Annotated in this window: 14 protein-coding genes; 10 read left to right on the top strand and 4 right to left on the bottom strand. The window is 59.7% G+C overall.

All coding sequences use genetic code 11. The features are described 5' to 3' along the window. Positions 1-12 precede the first annotated feature (12 nt). The 4 genes from M5B98_RS01250 to M5B98_RS01235 all read left to right on the top strand — a co-directional run bounded on the left by M5B98_RS01250 (position 13) and on the right by M5B98_RS01235 (position 3,865). The gene (locus M5B98_RS01250; RefSeq protein WP_248741499.1) at positions 13-972 is read left to right on the top strand and encodes a heme utilization protein; all 960 of its coding nucleotides are present in this window, start codon (positions 13-15) and stop codon (positions 970-972) included. Positions 973-1,037: 65 nt separating this feature from the next. Continuing rightward, positions 1,038-1,718, top strand: a complete 681-nt coding sequence (locus M5B98_RS01245; RefSeq protein ID WP_114882788.1) for a C39 family peptidase — start codon at positions 1,038-1,040, stop codon at positions 1,716-1,718. Between the two features lie 44 nt (positions 1,719-1,762). After that, positions 1,763-2,509 (top strand): hypothetical protein, encoded by a 747-nt coding sequence (locus M5B98_RS01240; protein WP_248742151.1) that lies wholly within the window; start codon positions 1,763-1,765, stop codon positions 2,507-2,509. Between the two features lie 45 nt (positions 2,510-2,554). Next, a complete protein-coding gene (locus tag M5B98_RS01235) occupies positions 2,555-3,865 on the top strand; it encodes a hypothetical protein (RefSeq protein ID WP_114882784.1) in 1,311 nt (436 codons plus the stop codon). Between the two features lie 94 nt (positions 3,866-3,959). Here M5B98_RS01235 and M5B98_RS01230 read toward each other — a convergent pair whose 3' ends face one another. After that, positions 3,960-5,285, bottom strand: a complete 1,326-nt coding sequence (locus M5B98_RS01230; RefSeq protein WP_114882782.1) for a sigma-54 dependent transcriptional regulator — start codon at positions 5,283-5,285, stop codon at positions 3,960-3,962. Positions 5,286-5,629: 344 nt separating this feature from the next. Between M5B98_RS01230 and M5B98_RS01225 the strand changes: the two genes are divergently transcribed. The 3 genes from M5B98_RS01225 to nhaB all read left to right on the top strand — a co-directional run bounded on the left by M5B98_RS01225 (position 5,630) and on the right by nhaB (position 9,045). Beyond that, positions 5,630-5,896 (top strand): hypothetical protein, encoded by a 267-nt coding sequence (locus M5B98_RS01225; protein ID WP_096820315.1) that lies wholly within the window; start codon positions 5,630-5,632, stop codon positions 5,894-5,896. Between the two features lie 282 nt (positions 5,897-6,178). After that, entirely contained in the window at positions 6,179-7,468 is a 1,290-nt protein-coding gene (locus M5B98_RS01220; RefSeq protein ID WP_248741498.1) for a hypothetical protein, read from the top strand. A 74-nt stretch (positions 7,469-7,542) separates the two neighbouring features. After that, positions 7,543-9,045 (top strand): sodium/proton antiporter NhaB, encoded by a 1,503-nt coding sequence (gene nhaB, locus M5B98_RS01215; RefSeq protein ID WP_085708169.1) that lies wholly within the window; start codon positions 7,543-7,545, stop codon positions 9,043-9,045. Positions 9,046-9,090: 45 nt separating this feature from the next. Here nhaB and M5B98_RS01210 read toward each other — a convergent pair whose 3' ends face one another. Genes M5B98_RS01210 through gnd form a run of 3 tightly spaced genes read right to left on the bottom strand, consistent with a single transcriptional unit; the run spans position 9,091 to position 12,397 of the window. Further along, positions 9,091-9,900 carry an HAD family hydrolase gene (locus M5B98_RS01210; protein WP_248741497.1) on the bottom strand — a complete coding sequence of 270 codons (810 nt, stop codon included), beginning with the start codon at positions 9,898-9,900 and terminating at the stop codon, positions 9,091-9,093. Then, on the bottom strand, positions 9,897-11,420 hold the full coding sequence (zwf, locus tag M5B98_RS01205; RefSeq protein ID WP_248741496.1) for a glucose-6-phosphate dehydrogenase: 1,524 nt from the start codon (positions 11,418-11,420) through the stop codon (positions 9,897-9,899). The genes M5B98_RS01210 and zwf overlap by 4 nt, the downstream gene beginning before the upstream one ends. Then, on the bottom strand, positions 11,417-12,397 hold the full coding sequence (gene gnd, locus M5B98_RS01200) for a phosphogluconate dehydrogenase (NAD(+)-dependent, decarboxylating) (protein ID WP_085708172.1): 981 nt from the start codon (positions 12,395-12,397) through the stop codon (positions 11,417-11,419). Before gnd ends, zwf begins: the two co-directional genes overlap by 4 nt. Positions 12,398-12,669: 272 nt before the next feature. Here gnd and M5B98_RS01195 point away from each other — a divergent pair, with 272 nt between their 5' ends. From M5B98_RS01195 to M5B98_RS01185, 3 genes are all read left to right on the top strand, one after another. Beyond that, a complete protein-coding gene (locus M5B98_RS01195) occupies positions 12,670-12,852 on the top strand; it encodes a DUF6026 family protein (RefSeq protein WP_085708173.1) in 183 nt (60 codons plus the stop codon). A gap of 214 nt (positions 12,853-13,066) precedes the next feature. After that, entirely contained in the window at positions 13,067-14,815 is a 1,749-nt protein-coding gene (locus M5B98_RS01190; protein WP_248741495.1) for a phosphoethanolamine transferase CptA, read from the top strand. 224 nt (positions 14,816-15,039) lie between these two features. Next, complete coding sequence (locus M5B98_RS01185; protein ID WP_248741494.1) at positions 15,040-15,246, top strand: hypothetical protein; 207 nt, start codon at positions 15,040-15,042, stop codon at positions 15,244-15,246. The last annotated feature ends 33 nt before the right edge of the window (positions 15,247-15,279 follow it).

Genomic DNA, 15,279 nt, shown 5'->3' with positions numbered 1-15,279 from the left:
AGGGGAAATAAAATGAAATCTACAATGGCCCTCAAACCACTGGTTTTCGCTCTGGCAGCAGTGATGGCAATGGCAGCACAAGCAGGCGGTCGCGGCGATGACCATGACCATGGACATCAACCAAAAGGCCCGACTCTGGAAGAACTGCTGCAGATCGGTGCAGGCGCAAGCGCCGTATCGGTTGACACCCAAAGCAGCACCACCAACGTGGTGAACAACCAAGGCACTCAAAACGCCTCGTCGATCACCAACTCGATGAACGGTTCGAGCGGTAACATGAATGGCAACTCGGCCGCTGGCGACGGCAACGAACAGGCCAACCTGGCTGCCATTGCGTCCTCCGACGAAAGCTTCATCTTCGGCACCTCGACTGCCGCTGCAAGCGCCACGCAATACAACAACAACAACTATGTAAACAACATGTCGGTGACCAACACCTCGGCCATCAGCGGTGCCGGCAACGGCAGCTCGGGTAACATCACCGGCAACTCGGCCGCCGGCAACTTCAACCAACAGAAAAACGACCTGGCGATCGCTTCGTCCGGTGGTCGCGTAGCTCAGGCAGCTTCGTCAGCCAGCCAGACTTCGAGCAATCTTGTGGTTGAAAACCAGGGCACAGCTACCTATGGCAAAGAAACCCTCAACGGGACCTTCAATGCTGGCGGTGTCTTCGTGGCAGCCGGTGTGGCCAAAACCGAGGGCGACGACCACGGTCATGGTGGTTATGGCGACCGGGGTGGCAAAGGCGACAAAGACAGCACCTCCAAATTCGTGGCTGTAGGCGCCGTGGAACTGGCAGGTACTACCACCCAGCAAGTCATGTATCAAAACGGCTGGAAAAATCCTGTAACCAACACTTCCTACCTCAGCAACGTTGGCAACGGCTCCTCGGGCAACATGGGCTTCAACAGTGCTGCCGGTGTAGGCAACCAGCAAGTCAACGCAATCTCCATCTCGTCGGCCGGCCATTAATCGCGACCGCTCACAAAAGCCCCGGCAACGGGGCTTTTCCACACCACGGACAAGGCGTACCGATCATGCGTATGACCGCCCTCACCTTCCTGCTGTGCCTGTGTGGTGCCACTCAGGCTGCGCAGATGCCCGTCGCCGCCCTTCCAGGCGGTATGCTTGTCTACAAACAGGTACAGAGTATTCGTGAGCGTAAGTTCGCCGACCTTGTTGAACAGAAAACCGATTTCAGTTGCGGCGCGGCTGCTCTGGCAACCGTGTTGCGCCAGGCTTATTGGCTCGATGTCGATGAAGACCACATCATCAAAGGCATGCTGGTCAACGCTGACCAGGACCTTGTACGCACGCAAGGTTTCTCCATGCTCGACATGAAACGCTACATCGAAAGCATCGGCATGCGCGCCAGGGGCTACAAGATTCCGCCTGAAAAACTCGACGCGGTCACGATCCCGGTCGTGGTCCTGATGGACGTTCGCGGCTACAAGCATTTTGTCGTGATGCAGCGTGCCGACAAGGACTGGGTCTACGTCGGCGACCCCGTACTTGGCCACAAGCGTTACTCCCGCGCTGACTTCAGCGCCGGCTGGAACGGCATCGTATTTGCCATCGTCGGCCCCGGCTACGACAGGGCCAACGCCCTGCGCGACCCGCCTACCCCGCTTACCGCGAAAAACAAGCTTGATCAGTTCTACCCGGTCAGAGATGCCGAACTGATGGAGTTCGGTTTCATTCAGAGCGACTTCTTTTAGCGTCCAATAACGATAAAAGGGGCAGGATGCTCCGGGAGCAGATGATGAAAACCTCATACTGGCTGGCCGCCGCTTGTCTGGCGGCAAGCGCATCAAGCTTCGCCAATGAAGGCTTCAAACCTATCGAAATCAGCGATCAGCAGCTCAGCGAACTGCGCGGTCGCTTCGTCATGCCCGGGCGGATCATCAGCTTCGGCATCGTGATGAACAGCACCTGGCGCAATGCCAGCGGCGACCTGATTGGAGCCTCCAGCTCAATGCAGATCCAGTCATCCACCGTTACCCCCCAATTCTACGTTTCCACCATCCAGCAATCCGGCCATGGCGCAGTGGCGTCCCAAGGTACAGGCAACGTTATCGGTGGCGCCGGACTGAACACTACGCAAGGTGTGACGCAGAGCGTTCGCGCCGCAGGTGACAGCAACCTGGCAAACAACGACGTCGGCATAAACGTGACACAAGCCAGCTCCGCACCGGCGTTTACCCCGTCTCAAGGTCAAGTGTTGACGAGTGGCCAGTCCATCAGCGCCAGCAACGGTGCCGGCAGTGTCGCCGTTTCCGCCATCAGTGGCGGCGTGCAAATGGCCATCCAGGCCAGCAACAATCAGGGCTCGGCCCTGCAGCAGGTGGCTCAGCGCGGCTTGTTGCAAAACACCACTTTGCTGGGCAACAGCAATGCCGTGACCAACCAGACCCTGCTCAATGTCGTTCTTAACAGCAACCTGAATCCTGGCGCAGGCGCCGCACAGAATCTTAATCAACTCAAAGGACTACGCAGTTCCGGATATTGATCTACGCTGAGTTTCGATCATTAGCCTTAAAGGGACGGCTTTTCCATGTATCGATCGGCATCACTGCGCGCAGTCGTATGTTTGAGTACACTTTTTCCGGCCGTAGGGTTGCAAGCGGCGACGGATCCTGATGTTGAAACACTTAAACAGGAGTTGCTGGAGCTTAAACAACGATACGAGACCCAACAAAAGGCGTTGGCGGTGCTGGAGCAGCGGGTTCGCCAGGTTGAAGATCAACCTGCCGCGCCACAGCCTAAACGCCTGGTCAAATCACCTGCCGACCTGCGCAAGGGTGGCCAGCAGGTTGCCACCGGTACAGGCGCAGCCGCGGCGTCGGGGGGCGCTGCCGGGGGTAGCGGCGCATCCTATGGCCAATCGCTGGCTGATGATTCACAACCGGCGCAGAGCGTGACCAACCTCTACGACGAGGCCAGCGGGTTCTTTGGCGGGGGCAAGTTCAGCTTCGAAACCGGGCTGACCTACTCGCACTACGATACCCGGCAGCTGGTGCTCAACGGGTTCCTCGCACTTGACTCCATTTTCCTGGGCAACATCAACCTGGACCGGATCAAGGCCGACACCTATACCCTCGACCTCACCGGTCGCTACAACTACAACAACCGCTGGCAGTTCGACCTGAACGTCCCTGTGGTCTACCGGGACTCGACCTACCAGTCCGGTGGCGGCAACAACGGCGGCTCACAAATCACCACCGAAGGTTCTGTTACCCAGGATCCGACCATTGGCGATATCAATGCCGGCGTGGCGTACAAGTTCCTCGACGAATCCGACAGCTTGCCGGATGCCGTGTTTACCCTTCGCGTGAAGGCGCCAACCGGCAAGGACCCGTTCGGTATCAAGCTGATTCAGTCGGCAGACAACAACAACCTGTTTGTGCCTGAAAGCCTGCCGACCGGTAACGGCGTCTGGGCGATTACCCCCGGCATCTCGCTGGTCAAGACCTTCGACCCGGCGGTGCTGTTCGGTTCGCTATCCTACACGCACAACCTCGAGGAGTCCTTCAGCGACATCAGCTCCACAGTCAATCAGAAAACCCCGGGCAAGGTCCGGATCGGCGACAGCTTCCAGGTCGGCATGGGTGTAGCTTTCGCCCTGAACGAAAAAATGAGTATGTCGTTCTCGATGTCGGACCTGATCCAGCGCCGCAGCAGCCTCAAGCCTGATGGCCAGGACTGGCAGTCGGTCGTTTCCAGCGACGCGAACGCCGGCTACTTCAACATCGGCATGACCATTGCGGCCAGCCCCAACCTGACGATCGTTCCGCAGCTTTCCCTTGGCATGACGCCGGACGCACCAGACTTTACGTTCAGCCTGAAATTCCCGTACTACTTCTAACCCGCGACACCATGAACGCAACAACATAAAAAGGCCCGCTGCGATGCACTCGCAGCGGGCCTTTTCAGCTTCTTCCCGGAAGAAGCACCGCGCCCTAGCGGATCTGGTGTTTGTGCAACAAACGGTAGAACGTCGGCCGTGAAACCCCCAGCACCTTGGCGGCCACGCTGAGATTGTCGCTGTGCCGGTTGAGCACATCGCACAATGCCTGGCGTTCGGCCCGGGTCTTGTAGTCTTCGAGGGTGCCCATCGGGGTGGCCAGCGACTGCTGACTGATCAGCCCCAGGTCACGAGCCTCGATCTGCCGCCCTTCGGCCAGCACCAGGCCCCGGCGTACACGGTTGGCCAGTTCACGAACATTGCCCGGCCAGTCGTGCTTGCCCATGGCGATCAGCGCGTCTTCACTGAAGCTGCGCGGCCGACGGCCGGTTTCGTGGCTGTAGAAATGGGAAAAATGGTTGGCCAGCATCGACAGATCGCCGTGGCGCTCTCGCAACGGCGCGGTCACCACTTGCAGCACATTGAGCCGGTAGTACAAGTCCTCGCGAAAGCGCTTTTTCTCGATCGCCGCTTCAAGATCGACGTGGGTGGCCGCCAGCACCCGGACATCCACCGGGATCGGCTGGCTGCCGCCTACTCGTTCAATGTGTTTTTCCTGGAGAAAGCGCAGCAGATTGGCTTGCAGCTCCAGCGGCAGATCGCCGATTTCATCGAGAAACAATGTGCCGCCGTTTGCCGCCTCGATGCGCCCGACCTTGCGTTGATGGGCGCCGGTGAACGCGCCTTTTTCGTGACCGAACAGCTCGGACTGGATCAGATGTTCGGGAATCGCTCCGCAGTTGATGGCCACAAACGGTTTGCTATGGCGCTGCGATTGCCGATGCAGGGTACGGGCGACCAGTTCCTTACCGGTACCGCTTTCGCCGCGAATCAGTACCGGCGACTCGGTGGGAGCCAGTTTGCTGAGCAGCTTGCGCAGTTCGCGGATCGGTTTGCTGTCGCCGAGCAGCTCGTGTTCCGGCTGATCCACATGGACATTGCCCTGGCCACGCAGGCGCGCCATGCCGAACGCCCGGCCGAGGGTGACCTGGACCCGCGATACGTCGAACGGCAGGGTATGAAAGTCGAAAAACCATTCACAAACGAAGTCCCCGACGTTCTGCAGACGCAGCACTTCCTGATTCAGCACGGCGATCCACTCGGTACCGCTGCGGCTGATCAATTCTTTAACGGCTTCGGGACGTTCCAGGTGAAAAGGCTGCAAACGCAGCAAGCCGACATCGCAACTGCGGTCGGCGGCATTTTCCAGGCTACAGCTGTCAACATCCCAGCCGACCGCACGCAAGCCGGGCAACAATCGGTGACAGTCGTCACAAGGGTCGACTACCAATAAACGTCGTAACGCAGGCGCTTCGCTCATGACTGTTCCTTGGCGCCAAATTATAGGAAATGATTGTAAAAACAGTCATTTGGCAGACCTGGCTGTAACATTAGCAAGAATTTGACGGCGCCTTGTATCGATTGCTTATAGGCGTACAAGTGAAGCAGTTATAAGAACCTGTTTTATTAGTTGGCTATCGACTCGAATCTTTCACCCAGCTTTCAAAAAACGCTGTAACAGAGATTGTATGAAAGAAAGTCGAAACTTCTTCAAATCCTGTGTGACCTGTCGGCGGGTTGCGTGCATCAGTACAAGTAACTCGCCGCACGGTAAGCCCAACCGACGGCACATCACTTGATTGGGCACTACAGAGAGAAGACCCCATGACCGCCCCGCTCCGTATCAACGAAGCTCTTTTGATTGCCAACCACGCGTTCAAACCGTTTCAGTGCGTGGCCTGGGCCCCACAAGATGGCAATGGCGAACTGAGCCTGACCGTTATCGACCGCACCAACTCGCAGATCGGTCGCACCCGTATTCCAAGCAGCGCCTATTCCGATCCGGCCCAGCTCGAATACCTGTTGCAACAGGCCCGCGCTGAACTGAGCGATGAAGGTTACGCACTGCAGTCCTGGTCGATGCCACACTGATCCGAGGGCAATGCGGATGACTTGCAAGTCATCCGCCCTTTTCTTTCAAGTTGCTGAGTTCTTTTAAACTTCAGCCATTTTGTACAACTTTCCTCCACACTTTCGCGCCTGAATACTTGGCAGGCTTGCGACTGGTTCAAAAAGTCACTGTTCTGGCACAGAACGACGCTCCACCTGTTAGTTCTGTCAGTTGTACTTGTGCGGCTACAGGGATTGAATGTTTCGCCATGCAGTTACCGACCCGGCTCCCGGCTATTGGTCAACTTGCAAGGAGGAGCAGGCATGTCAATCCAGTCCGCTATTGCGCTCCCGGCGCTGGCGAACAACGCCGGACAACTCGACAAGAGATTTGCCAATAACGGTGTGGCTCAGGCTTATTTTCCCGGCAGCACGTCCAGCCTGACCCAGCATGTCGCACTTGACCCGCAAGGTCGTATCCTGATCGCCGCCAAGGTCGGCACGCCTCAAGGCAGCCGTTTCGGCCTGGCCCGTCTGCTGGATGATGGCTCTGCGGATCTTGGCTTCGGCTTTCAGGGCAGCGTGATCGGCCTGTTCGCCTCTGGTTTCGAAGCCACGGGCAGCAAGGTCCAGGTCTTGCCTGACGGGCGAATCCTGCTGGCAGGCCTGCATTACGAGTCCGAACATCGCACCTTGCCCGCCCTCGCCCTGTTCGATGCAGAGGGTCGGCCGGCCGCGGAATTCGGCGACAACGGCCGGAAAATAGTGCGCTTGCCCGGCGATCTGTCCATGGGCACTCGTGACACCTGGCTGCCACCCGGTGTTCCGGGGGCAGAGGCCTGCGATTTTGCAGTCCAGGATGACGGGCATATCCTGCTGATTGCCAATCACCACTGCTCACTGGCGGACCACGTTGGCATGCTGATCCGCGTCACGCCCGACGGTAATCTTGACGCAACCTTCAATGGCCGAGGGTTTGTCATGGTCCGGCACTTGCTGCTCAATACCTGGCTGGGGAGCTTGTTGCTGCAAGAGGACGGACGAATCGTGGTGGCCGGCGCCATCGACTTCCCTCAAGAAGGCCTGCTCGCACGTTACCTGCCGGACGGGCAGCTCGACGAACGCTTTGCGCTGGACGGCTTCCTGGCCTTCAAGGCTCAAGGACACAGCGCGCTGGTCAACCAGGTCATCGAATCCGCGAATCACCTGCATTGCTTTGGCAGCAGGCGCGACCCGATCCGTTGCATGGCGCTGTCTGTCCATAGCAATGGCCGCCCCGACCTGCACTGCAACAACGGTCAACCCACCCTGCTGGACATCGGCCCCAGCGGCTGCCAGTGGAGCGCCGCACAGCGCATGCCGGACGGCCGGCTTATGGCGGCAGGCGCGACGATTGGCGGGGTCGAGGCCGATTTCATCGTTGCGCGTTATCTGGCCGACGGTCGTCTCGACCAAAGTTTCGGCGCCGGCCACGGCTGGTTGCGTACGCGACTGGGCCGCAGTCTCGACACCGCTACATCGCTGGCGGTGCAACCGGAAGGCGGGATTCTGGTCGGCGGCTATTCGCTGGATGGCAACTACCGCGCCGTGGTTGCGCGCTATCTGAACCCATGAACAGAAACTTCCCACACTTGATCTTGCTCAACGCTTACGGCACCTTGCGCGCTTCTTAAAGCAAGGAGCAACCGATGTCCGGTTCGATGGCCCAGGCGTTCGCGCACAATTTTCTCGGGCATTCGCCCCGCTGGTACAAGGCGTGCATCGTCGGGTTCCTGATTCTCAACGCCGTGGTGCTGTGGTCGGCAGGTCCTGTTGCTGCCGGCTGGCTGTTGGTGATCGAGTTCATTTTCACCCTGGCGATGGCGCTCAAATGCTATCCGCTGATGCCCGGCGGCTTGCTGCTGATCGAAGCGCTGCTGTTGAAGATGACCACGCCCCAGGCGCTGTACGAAGAGTTACAGCACAATTTCCCGGTGATCCTGCTGCTGATGTTCATGGTCGCCGGCATCTACTTCATGAAGGATCTGCTGCTGTTCCTGTTCTCGCGGCTGCTGCTCGGTGTGCGTTCGAAGATGCTGCTGGCGCTGATGTTCTGCTTTTTATCGGCGTTTCTTTCAGCCTTTCTCGACGCGCTGACCGTGACTGCCGTGATTATCAGCGCTGCCGTCGGCTTCTATTCGGTCTATCACCGTGTCGCCTCCGGCAACGATCCGCGTCAGGACAGCGAATTCAGCGACGATCAGCATTTGCCAAAGTTGCATCACGAGGATCTGGAACAATTCCGTGCCTTCCTGCGCAGCCTGCTGATGCATGGGGCGGTCGGGACTGCGCTGGGCGGTGTCTGCACACTGGTTGGCGAGCCGCAGAACCTGCTGATCGGCCACGAGATGGGCTGGCACTTCGCCGAGTTTTTCCTCAAGGTCGCGCCGGTGTCTCTGCCGGTGCTGGTGGCCGGTCTGTTGACCTGCATGCTGCTGGAGAAGCTGCGCTGGTTCGGCTACGGCACCTTGCTACCGGACAATGTCCGCGCAGTGCTGGCCGATTACGCCCGTGAAGACGATGCCGAACGCACGCCTCGCCAGCGCGCCGCGCTGTTGGTGCAAGGTGCGGCCGCGTTGATCCTGATTGCCGGGCTGGCGTTCCATGTCGCCGAAGTGGGCCTGATCGGCCTGATGGTGATTGTGCTGATCACCGCATTTACCGGCATTACCGACGAGCATCGTCTGGGCAGCGCGTTCAAGGACGCCATGCCGTTCACTGCGCTGCTGGTGGTGTTTTTTGCCGTAGTGGCGGTGATCCATGATCAGCAACTGTTCGCGCCGTTGATCCAGTGGGTACTGGCACTGCCTGCCGAGCAGCAACCGGGGATGCTGTTCATCGCCAACGGTCTGTTGTCGGCGATCAGTGACAACGTGTTCGTGGCGACGATCTACATCACCGAAGTGAAACAGGCATTCCTGTCCGGCCACATGAGCCGCGAACATTTCGAGACCCTGGCGATTGCGATCAACACCGGCACCAACCTGCCGAGCGTGGCGACGCCCAATGGTCAGGCCGCGTTCCTGTTTCTGCTGACGTCGGCGATTGCGCCGCTGGTGCGGTTGTCCTACGGGCGGATGGTGTGGATGGCGCTGCCTTACACCGTGGTGATGGGGCTGCTCGGCTGGTATGCCGTGAGTTACTGGCTGTAGAAACAACAACGGGAGCCCTGGGGCTCCCGTTGTTTTATGCGTCGATCAGCGCGGCAGAATGTACTTTTCGATAGCCTGCGCCACACCGTCCTCGGTGTTCGGCCCGGTCACCACGTCCGCCTGACGCTTCACGGCGTCTTCCGCCTGGCCCATGGCGATCGACAGGCCGGCGACATGAAACATCGCCGGATCGTTACCGCCATCGCCAATCGCTGCGCTCTGCGCCAATGGCACACCGAGATGGGCAGCAATAGTTGCCAGAGCCGCGCCCTTGTTGGCCTCCAGCGCCGTCACGTCCAGATACACCGGCTGCGAACGCGACACCTGCGCCATGCCCTCGACCTTCGGCAGCAAACGCGCCTCCAGCTCGATCAACAGGTCGGTGTTGTGGCTGGTCGCGACGATCTTGTCGATGCGCTCCAGATACGGCTCGAAGCTGTCGACCACCACCGGCGGATAACCCAGTCCATGCTGCTCGCGAGGAACCATCGGCCCGTGCGGATCCTTGAGCAGCCAGTCACCACCGCTGAACACCCAGATCTCGACCTCCGGCTGATCGGCGAACAACGCCAGTGCCGTCAGTGCCGCTGTGGCTGGCAGGTAGTGAGCGACCAGAATGCTGCCGTCCGGGTTGACGATGGTGCCGCCGTTGAACGCAGCGGTCGGCAGATCGACGCCAAGCGCCTCGATCTGCTGCAGCATGGCCTTTGGAGGTCGCCCGGTGGCGAGGCTGAACAGCACGCCCGCTTCACGCAGCGCACGAACGGCATCTATGGTGCGCTGACTGAGGCTGTGATCGGGCAGCAACAACGTGCCGTCCATGTCGCTCAGCAGAAAACGGATTGGCTCGCTCATCCGAGACCATGCCAGACGCGACCATCGCGAGTCAGCAGATCATCGGCAGCCTGAGGCCCGTCTTCGCCGGCGGCATAACTCTGCACGCTTGCGTCCTGTTGCCAGGCATCGAGGAACGGCTGCACTGCGCGCCAGCCATTCTCGATGTTGTCGGCTCGTTGGAACAGCGTCTGGTCACCGGTCAGGCAGTCGTAGATCAGGGTTTCGTAGCCGGTGGACGGCTGCATTTCGAAGAAATCCTTATAGGCAAACCCCAGCTCGATGTTGGCCATGTTCAGCGCCGGCCCCGGCCGCTTGGCCAGCAGGTCGAACCACATGCCTTCGTTGGGCTGGATCTGGATACGCAGGTAGGTCGGCTGCAATTCGTCGACCTCGGTGTCGCGGAACTGCGCGTACGGCGCCGGTTTGAAGCAGATGACGATCTCTGTGTCGCGCACGCTCATGCGCTTGCCAGTGCGCAGGTAGAACGGCACGCCGACCCAGCGCCAGTTGTCGATCATCACCTTGAGCGCCACGTAGGTTTCGGTGGTGCTGTCGGGCGATACGTTGGCTTCTTCGCGATAGCCTGCCAGCGGCTTGCCTTCGATTTCGCCGGCACTGTACTGGCCGCGCACCGAGTTGGCCCGCGCTTCTTCGGTGGTCCATGGACGGATCGCGCCGACCACTTTGGCCTTCTCGCCCCGCACCGCATCGGCGCCGAACGCGGCCGGCGGCTCCATCGCCACCATGGCCAGCAGCTGGAACAGGTGATTGGGCACCATGTCCCGCAGGGCGCCGGTGTGTTCGTAGAAACTGCCACGGGTTTCGACGCCGACGGTTTCGGCGGCGGTGATCTGTACGTGGTCGATGTAGTGGTTGTTCCAGAACGCTTCGAACAGGCTGTTGGAGAACCGGCTGACCAGAATGTTCTGAACGGTTTCCTTGCCCAGATAGTGATCGATCCGGTAGATCTGCTTTTCCGACATGACCTTTAGCAGACAGGCGTTCAGTGCCTCGGCGGTTTGCAGGTCGGAGCCGAACGGCTTTTCGATCACCACCCGTCTGAAGGCTTCCGGGGTTTCTTCCAGCAGTTTCGCGGCGCCGAGGCGACGCACCACTTCGCTGAAGAATCGCGGCGCGGTGGCCAGGTAGAACACCGCATTGCCGGTGCCGCTGTCGGCGATTTTCGCCGCCAGCGCGGAATAGGTGCTGTCGTCCAGGAAGTCGCCCTGGACGTAGCTGATACCTTTGGCGAGCTTGGCCCACAAGGCCGGATCAAGCATCTGATCGCCCTTGCCGACCTTCGCCGCCACTTCGGTGCGGATGAAATCTTCGAGCTTTTGCGCGAAGGCTTCATCCGTGATGGCGTTGTGGTCAACGCCAACGATCCGCAGATTTTCGTCAAGCAAGCCGTCGCGACTGAGGTTGTACAGCGCCGGCATCAGCAAGCGCTTGACCAGGTCGCCGTGGGCACCGAACAAAAACAGCGTGGTCGGTGGTGCGGGTTCTGCCTTGGATTTTCTGCGGATCGTATGGGTCATTTCTTCGCAGTCTCTACGTGGCCGCCGAAGCCGAAGCGCTGGGCCGAGAGGATCTTGTCACCGAACGTGCCCTGACCGCGGGAGCGGTAGCGCGAGAACAGCGAGTTGGACAGCACCGGTACCGGCACCTTTTGTTCCATTGCCGCTTCGATGGTCCATTGACCTTCGCCGCTGTCGGCCACGGAACCGGAGAAACCGTCGAGTTTCGGGTCGACCGCCAGGGCATCGGCGGTCAGGTCGAGCAGCCACGACGACACCACGCTGCCACGACGCCAGACTTCGGCGATGTCGGCCACGTTCAGGTCGAAACGCTGATCTTCCGGCAGAAGCTCGCTGGACTTGGTCTTGAGGATGTCGAAGCCTTCGGCGAAGGCCGCCATCATGCCGTACTCGATACCGTTGTGAATCATCTTCACGAAGTGACCGGCACCGGCAGGACCGGCGTGGATGTAGCCATGCTCGGCACGGTGATCATCGGACTTGCGGTCCTTGGTGCGCGGGATGTCGCCCATGCCCGGCGCCAGTGCGGCGAACAGCGGGTCCAGACGCTTAACGGTCTCGGCATCGCCGCCGATCATCATGCAGTAGCCGCGCTCCAGGCCCCAGACGCCGCCGGAGGTGCCGACGTCGATGTAGTGCAGGCCCTTCTCGGCCAGGGTCTTGGCCCGGCGGATGTCGTCCTTATAGTTGGTGTTGCCGCCATCGATGATGGTGTCGCCCGCCTCGAGCAGCGTGCTCAGGGTTTCGATGGTGTCTTCGGTCGGCGCGCCGGCCGGCAGCATGACCCACACGGCACGCGGCTTGGCCAGGCCCGCAACCAGCGCAGGCAGATCGGCAACGCCGGTAGAGCCCTCGGCGGCCAGGGTGTCGACAAAGGCGGTATTGCGGTCGTAAACAACGGTGGTGTGACCGTTGAGCATCAGACGCCGTGCAATATTGCCGCCCATGCGGCCCAGTCCAATAATCCCGAGTTGCATGTGCTGATGCTCCTTACTACAAATAAAAGTGTGTCAAAGGTTATAGCCCAACGCTCTCATGGAGGTTAGTCCAGAGCGTCGGTGTGAAGTTTCCGGGCATTGTGCCCGATCCAGACTGATAACGTCGGGAAACGTGGCGAAGACACAACGACCATGAAAAATAAAAAAGTTCCATTCACGAGCAAAAGAAACCAGAATCGGCGCCGATAGCAGATCAGCGCCCGTTATCGGGAGCGATCTGCAGTTGAGACACGCCATTTGCGAGGTGAGCAATGGGCACAGTACACACAGCAATGCCGCCACAAACCCTGTACGTCACGATCCGCCGCGATGAGCTGCGTCAGTTGAAAGACGAACGCGATCAGCTTAAACAAGAGCTGGCGCAACTGCGCCTGATGACCCAAGGCGTCGAGCCAAAGCCTCTGCCACGCGTCCAGCGCTCACCCCACGCCTGACCGCCCGCCGGATCCGGGAACCGCACCCCTGCCGTTCCCGACATGATCCGCCCTCTGCCATTTGCGGCAACTAACGAAGTTTTCACATTCGCTTGTTGATACTCCGGCCCATTCTGCCGTGCGTGTCCGCGCGCGGCTTCCGTTCGTCGGTTTCATGCTCCCGATTTCATGAAACGTCCCGGCGGTGGCAATGATGACTGAGTTGGAGTGCTGAATGGCATGGTTTAAACGCAGCAAGTCTGCTGCGGCAGGTTTTGACTGGGCCGGTTTCATCTGGCTGTTTGTGTTCTTCTGGTACTTCTCCGGTATCACTCAACTGCTGATCCAGCTGACCGGCACCTCGGGCTTCACCGGATTCCGTCAGGCATTCGTGATGAGCGCGGTCTGGCTGGCGCCAATGCTACTGTTCCCCAAACGCACCCGCCTGCTCGCCGCCGTGATCGGCGTGGTGCTGTGGGCCTGCTCGATGGCCAGCCTGGGCTACTTCTTCATCTATCAGCAGGAATTCTCCCAGAGCGTCATCTTCATCATGTTCGAGTCGAACGTGTCGGAAGCCGGCGAGTACATCACCCAGTACTTCGCCTGGTGGATGATTCCTGCGTTCCTCGCTCACACCGCGTTCGCCTACTTCCTGTGGACCCGCCTGCGTCCGGTCTACATGCCGCGCGGTCGGGCCTTCGTGGCGGCCATGGCGATTCTGATCGCCGTAGTCGGTTACCCGCTGATCAAGCAGACCCAGCGCACCGGCAGCTTCGCCGGCGGTTTCGAGAAGTTCGAAAGCCGCATCGAACCGGCCGTGCCATGGCAGATGGCCGTGGCCTACCACCGCTACCTGGAAACCCTGGGCGAGATGCAGGGCATGCTCCACAGCGCGAGCAAGATCCCGCCGCTGCATAACCTCAAGGATGCCGGCGCCAATCAGCCTGCGACCCTGGTGCTGGTAATCGGCGAGTCCACCAACCGCCAGCGCATGAGCCTCTATGGCTATCAGCGCAAGACCACGCCGGAACTGGACAAGCTCAAGGACCAGCTGTCGGTCTTCGATAACGTCGTCACCCCGCGCCCGTACACCATCGAAGCGCTGCAGCAGGTGTTGACCTTCGCCGACGAAGAAAACCCGGATCTGTACCTGTCCACGCCGTCGCTGGTCAGCATGATGAAACAGGCGGGCTACAAGACCTTCTGGATCACCAACCAGCAGACCATGACCAAGCGCAACACCATGCTCACGACGTTCTCCGAACAGGCCGACGAGCAGGTGTACCTGAACAACAACCGCAACCAGAACGCCGCGCAGTACGACGGCGACGTGATCGAGCCGTTCAACAAGGCCCTGACCGACCCGGCACCGCGCAAGCTGATCGTCGTGCATTTGCTCGGTACGCACATGAGCTACCAGTACCGTTATCCGCCGAGCTACGACAAGTTCCAGGACCGCACTGGCGTCCCGGTCGGCGTGCGTGACGATCAGGTGCCGACCTACAACAGCTACGACAACGCGGTGCTGTACAACGACTTCGTGGTCTCGAGCCTGATCAAGGACTACGCCAAGTCCGATCCGAACGGTTTCCTGCTGTACCTCTCCGACCACGGTGAAGACGTGTTCGACTCGGCGGGCCACACCACCCTGGGTCGTAACGAAAACAAACCGACCGCGCCGATGTACACCATTCCGTTCATGGCCTGGGCCTCGCCGAAATGGCGTGAAAACCACGACTGGAGTTTTGCCGCCGATCTGAGCCGGCCTTACAGCAGCGCTCACCTGATCCACACCTGGGCGGACCTGGCCGGTTTGAGCTTCGATGAGCTGGACCGCAGCAAAAGCATCGTCAGCGACAGCTTCAAACAGCGTCCACTGTTGATCGGCAACCCTTACGAACGCGAACAGCGCGCACTGATCGACTTCAGCCTGATGAAGCCGAAAAAGCCCGAAGAGGCGCCGAAGGAAGTCGTCAAGCAATAACCAGAAAGGGCCGGAAACGGCCCTTTTTTCATGCTCTCGCAAAACCCTGAAATGACACTGTTTCCTGGTTTCTCCTGAATCGCCCTCTCCGCCCCTTCGGAAACAATCGGTAAAACCTGCACGGGGCGCGCGTTAACCCCTGGTTAATGCCCTCAACGGACACTGCGCCTCGAGGCTCTGATTCATGGATGAACGGCTCCGACATTTTTTCGTAGGAGACAACCATGAAAATCACGACTGCAATCCTTGCCGGTCTGATCACACTGGCATCCGCCAGCGCTTTTGCCGAGGGCGGTGCCGAGCGGATGCGCAATCACTGGGAAAACTTCCCGGTCCACACCGCCCAAAGCCAGCAGGCTGACACCAAAACCAACGAACTCCGCGTTCCGGACGACCAGACCGCACAGGTCACCGAGCATTACCGTGCGTGACGTAGCAAGGTTTACCGATGGACCTGCGATGGC

The sequence above is a fragment of the Pseudomonas sp. MWU12-3088 genome, assembly GCF_023242405.1.
GTDB lineage: Bacteria > Pseudomonadota > Gammaproteobacteria > Pseudomonadales > Pseudomonadaceae > Aquipseudomonas > Aquipseudomonas kribbensis.
This window is presented reverse-complemented; position numbering and strand designations above follow the sequence as displayed.

Excerpts from the sequence above, each read along its gene's own strand:
- M5B98_RS01250 (WP_248741499.1), top strand. The coding sequence starts at position 13 with ATGAAATCTACAATGGCCCTCAAACCACTGGTTTTCGCTCTGGCAGCA.
- M5B98_RS01245 (WP_114882788.1), top strand. The coding sequence starts at position 1,038 with ATGCGTATGACCGCCCTCACCTTCCTGCTGTGCCTGTGTGGTGCCACT.
- M5B98_RS01240 (WP_248742151.1), top strand. The coding sequence starts at position 1,763 with ATGAAAACCTCATACTGGCTGGCCGCCGCTTGTCTGGCGGCAAGCGCA.
- M5B98_RS01235 (WP_114882784.1), top strand. The coding sequence starts at position 2,555 with ATGTATCGATCGGCATCACTGCGCGCAGTCGTATGTTTGAGTACACTT.
- M5B98_RS01230 (WP_114882782.1), bottom strand. The coding sequence starts at position 5,285 with ATGAGCGAAGCGCCTGCGTTACGACGTTTATTGGTAGTCGACCCTTGT.
- M5B98_RS01225 (WP_096820315.1), top strand. The coding sequence starts at position 5,630 with ATGACCGCCCCGCTCCGTATCAACGAAGCTCTTTTGATTGCCAACCAC.
- M5B98_RS01220 (WP_248741498.1), top strand. The coding sequence starts at position 6,179 with ATGTCAATCCAGTCCGCTATTGCGCTCCCGGCGCTGGCGAACAACGCC.
- nhaB (WP_085708169.1), top strand. The coding sequence starts at position 7,543 with ATGTCCGGTTCGATGGCCCAGGCGTTCGCGCACAATTTTCTCGGGCAT.
- M5B98_RS01210 (WP_248741497.1), bottom strand. The coding sequence starts at position 9,900 with ATGAGCGAGCCAATCCGTTTTCTGCTGAGCGACATGGACGGCACGTTG.
- zwf (WP_248741496.1), bottom strand. The coding sequence starts at position 11,420 with ATGACCCATACGATCCGCAGAAAATCCAAGGCAGAACCCGCACCACCG.
- gnd (WP_085708172.1), bottom strand. The coding sequence starts at position 12,397 with ATGCAACTCGGGATTATTGGACTGGGCCGCATGGGCGGCAATATTGCA.
- M5B98_RS01195 (WP_085708173.1), top strand. The coding sequence starts at position 12,670 with ATGGGCACAGTACACACAGCAATGCCGCCACAAACCCTGTACGTCACG.
- M5B98_RS01190 (WP_248741495.1), top strand. The coding sequence starts at position 13,067 with ATGGCATGGTTTAAACGCAGCAAGTCTGCTGCGGCAGGTTTTGACTGG.
- M5B98_RS01185 (WP_248741494.1), top strand. The coding sequence starts at position 15,040 with ATGAAAATCACGACTGCAATCCTTGCCGGTCTGATCACACTGGCATCC.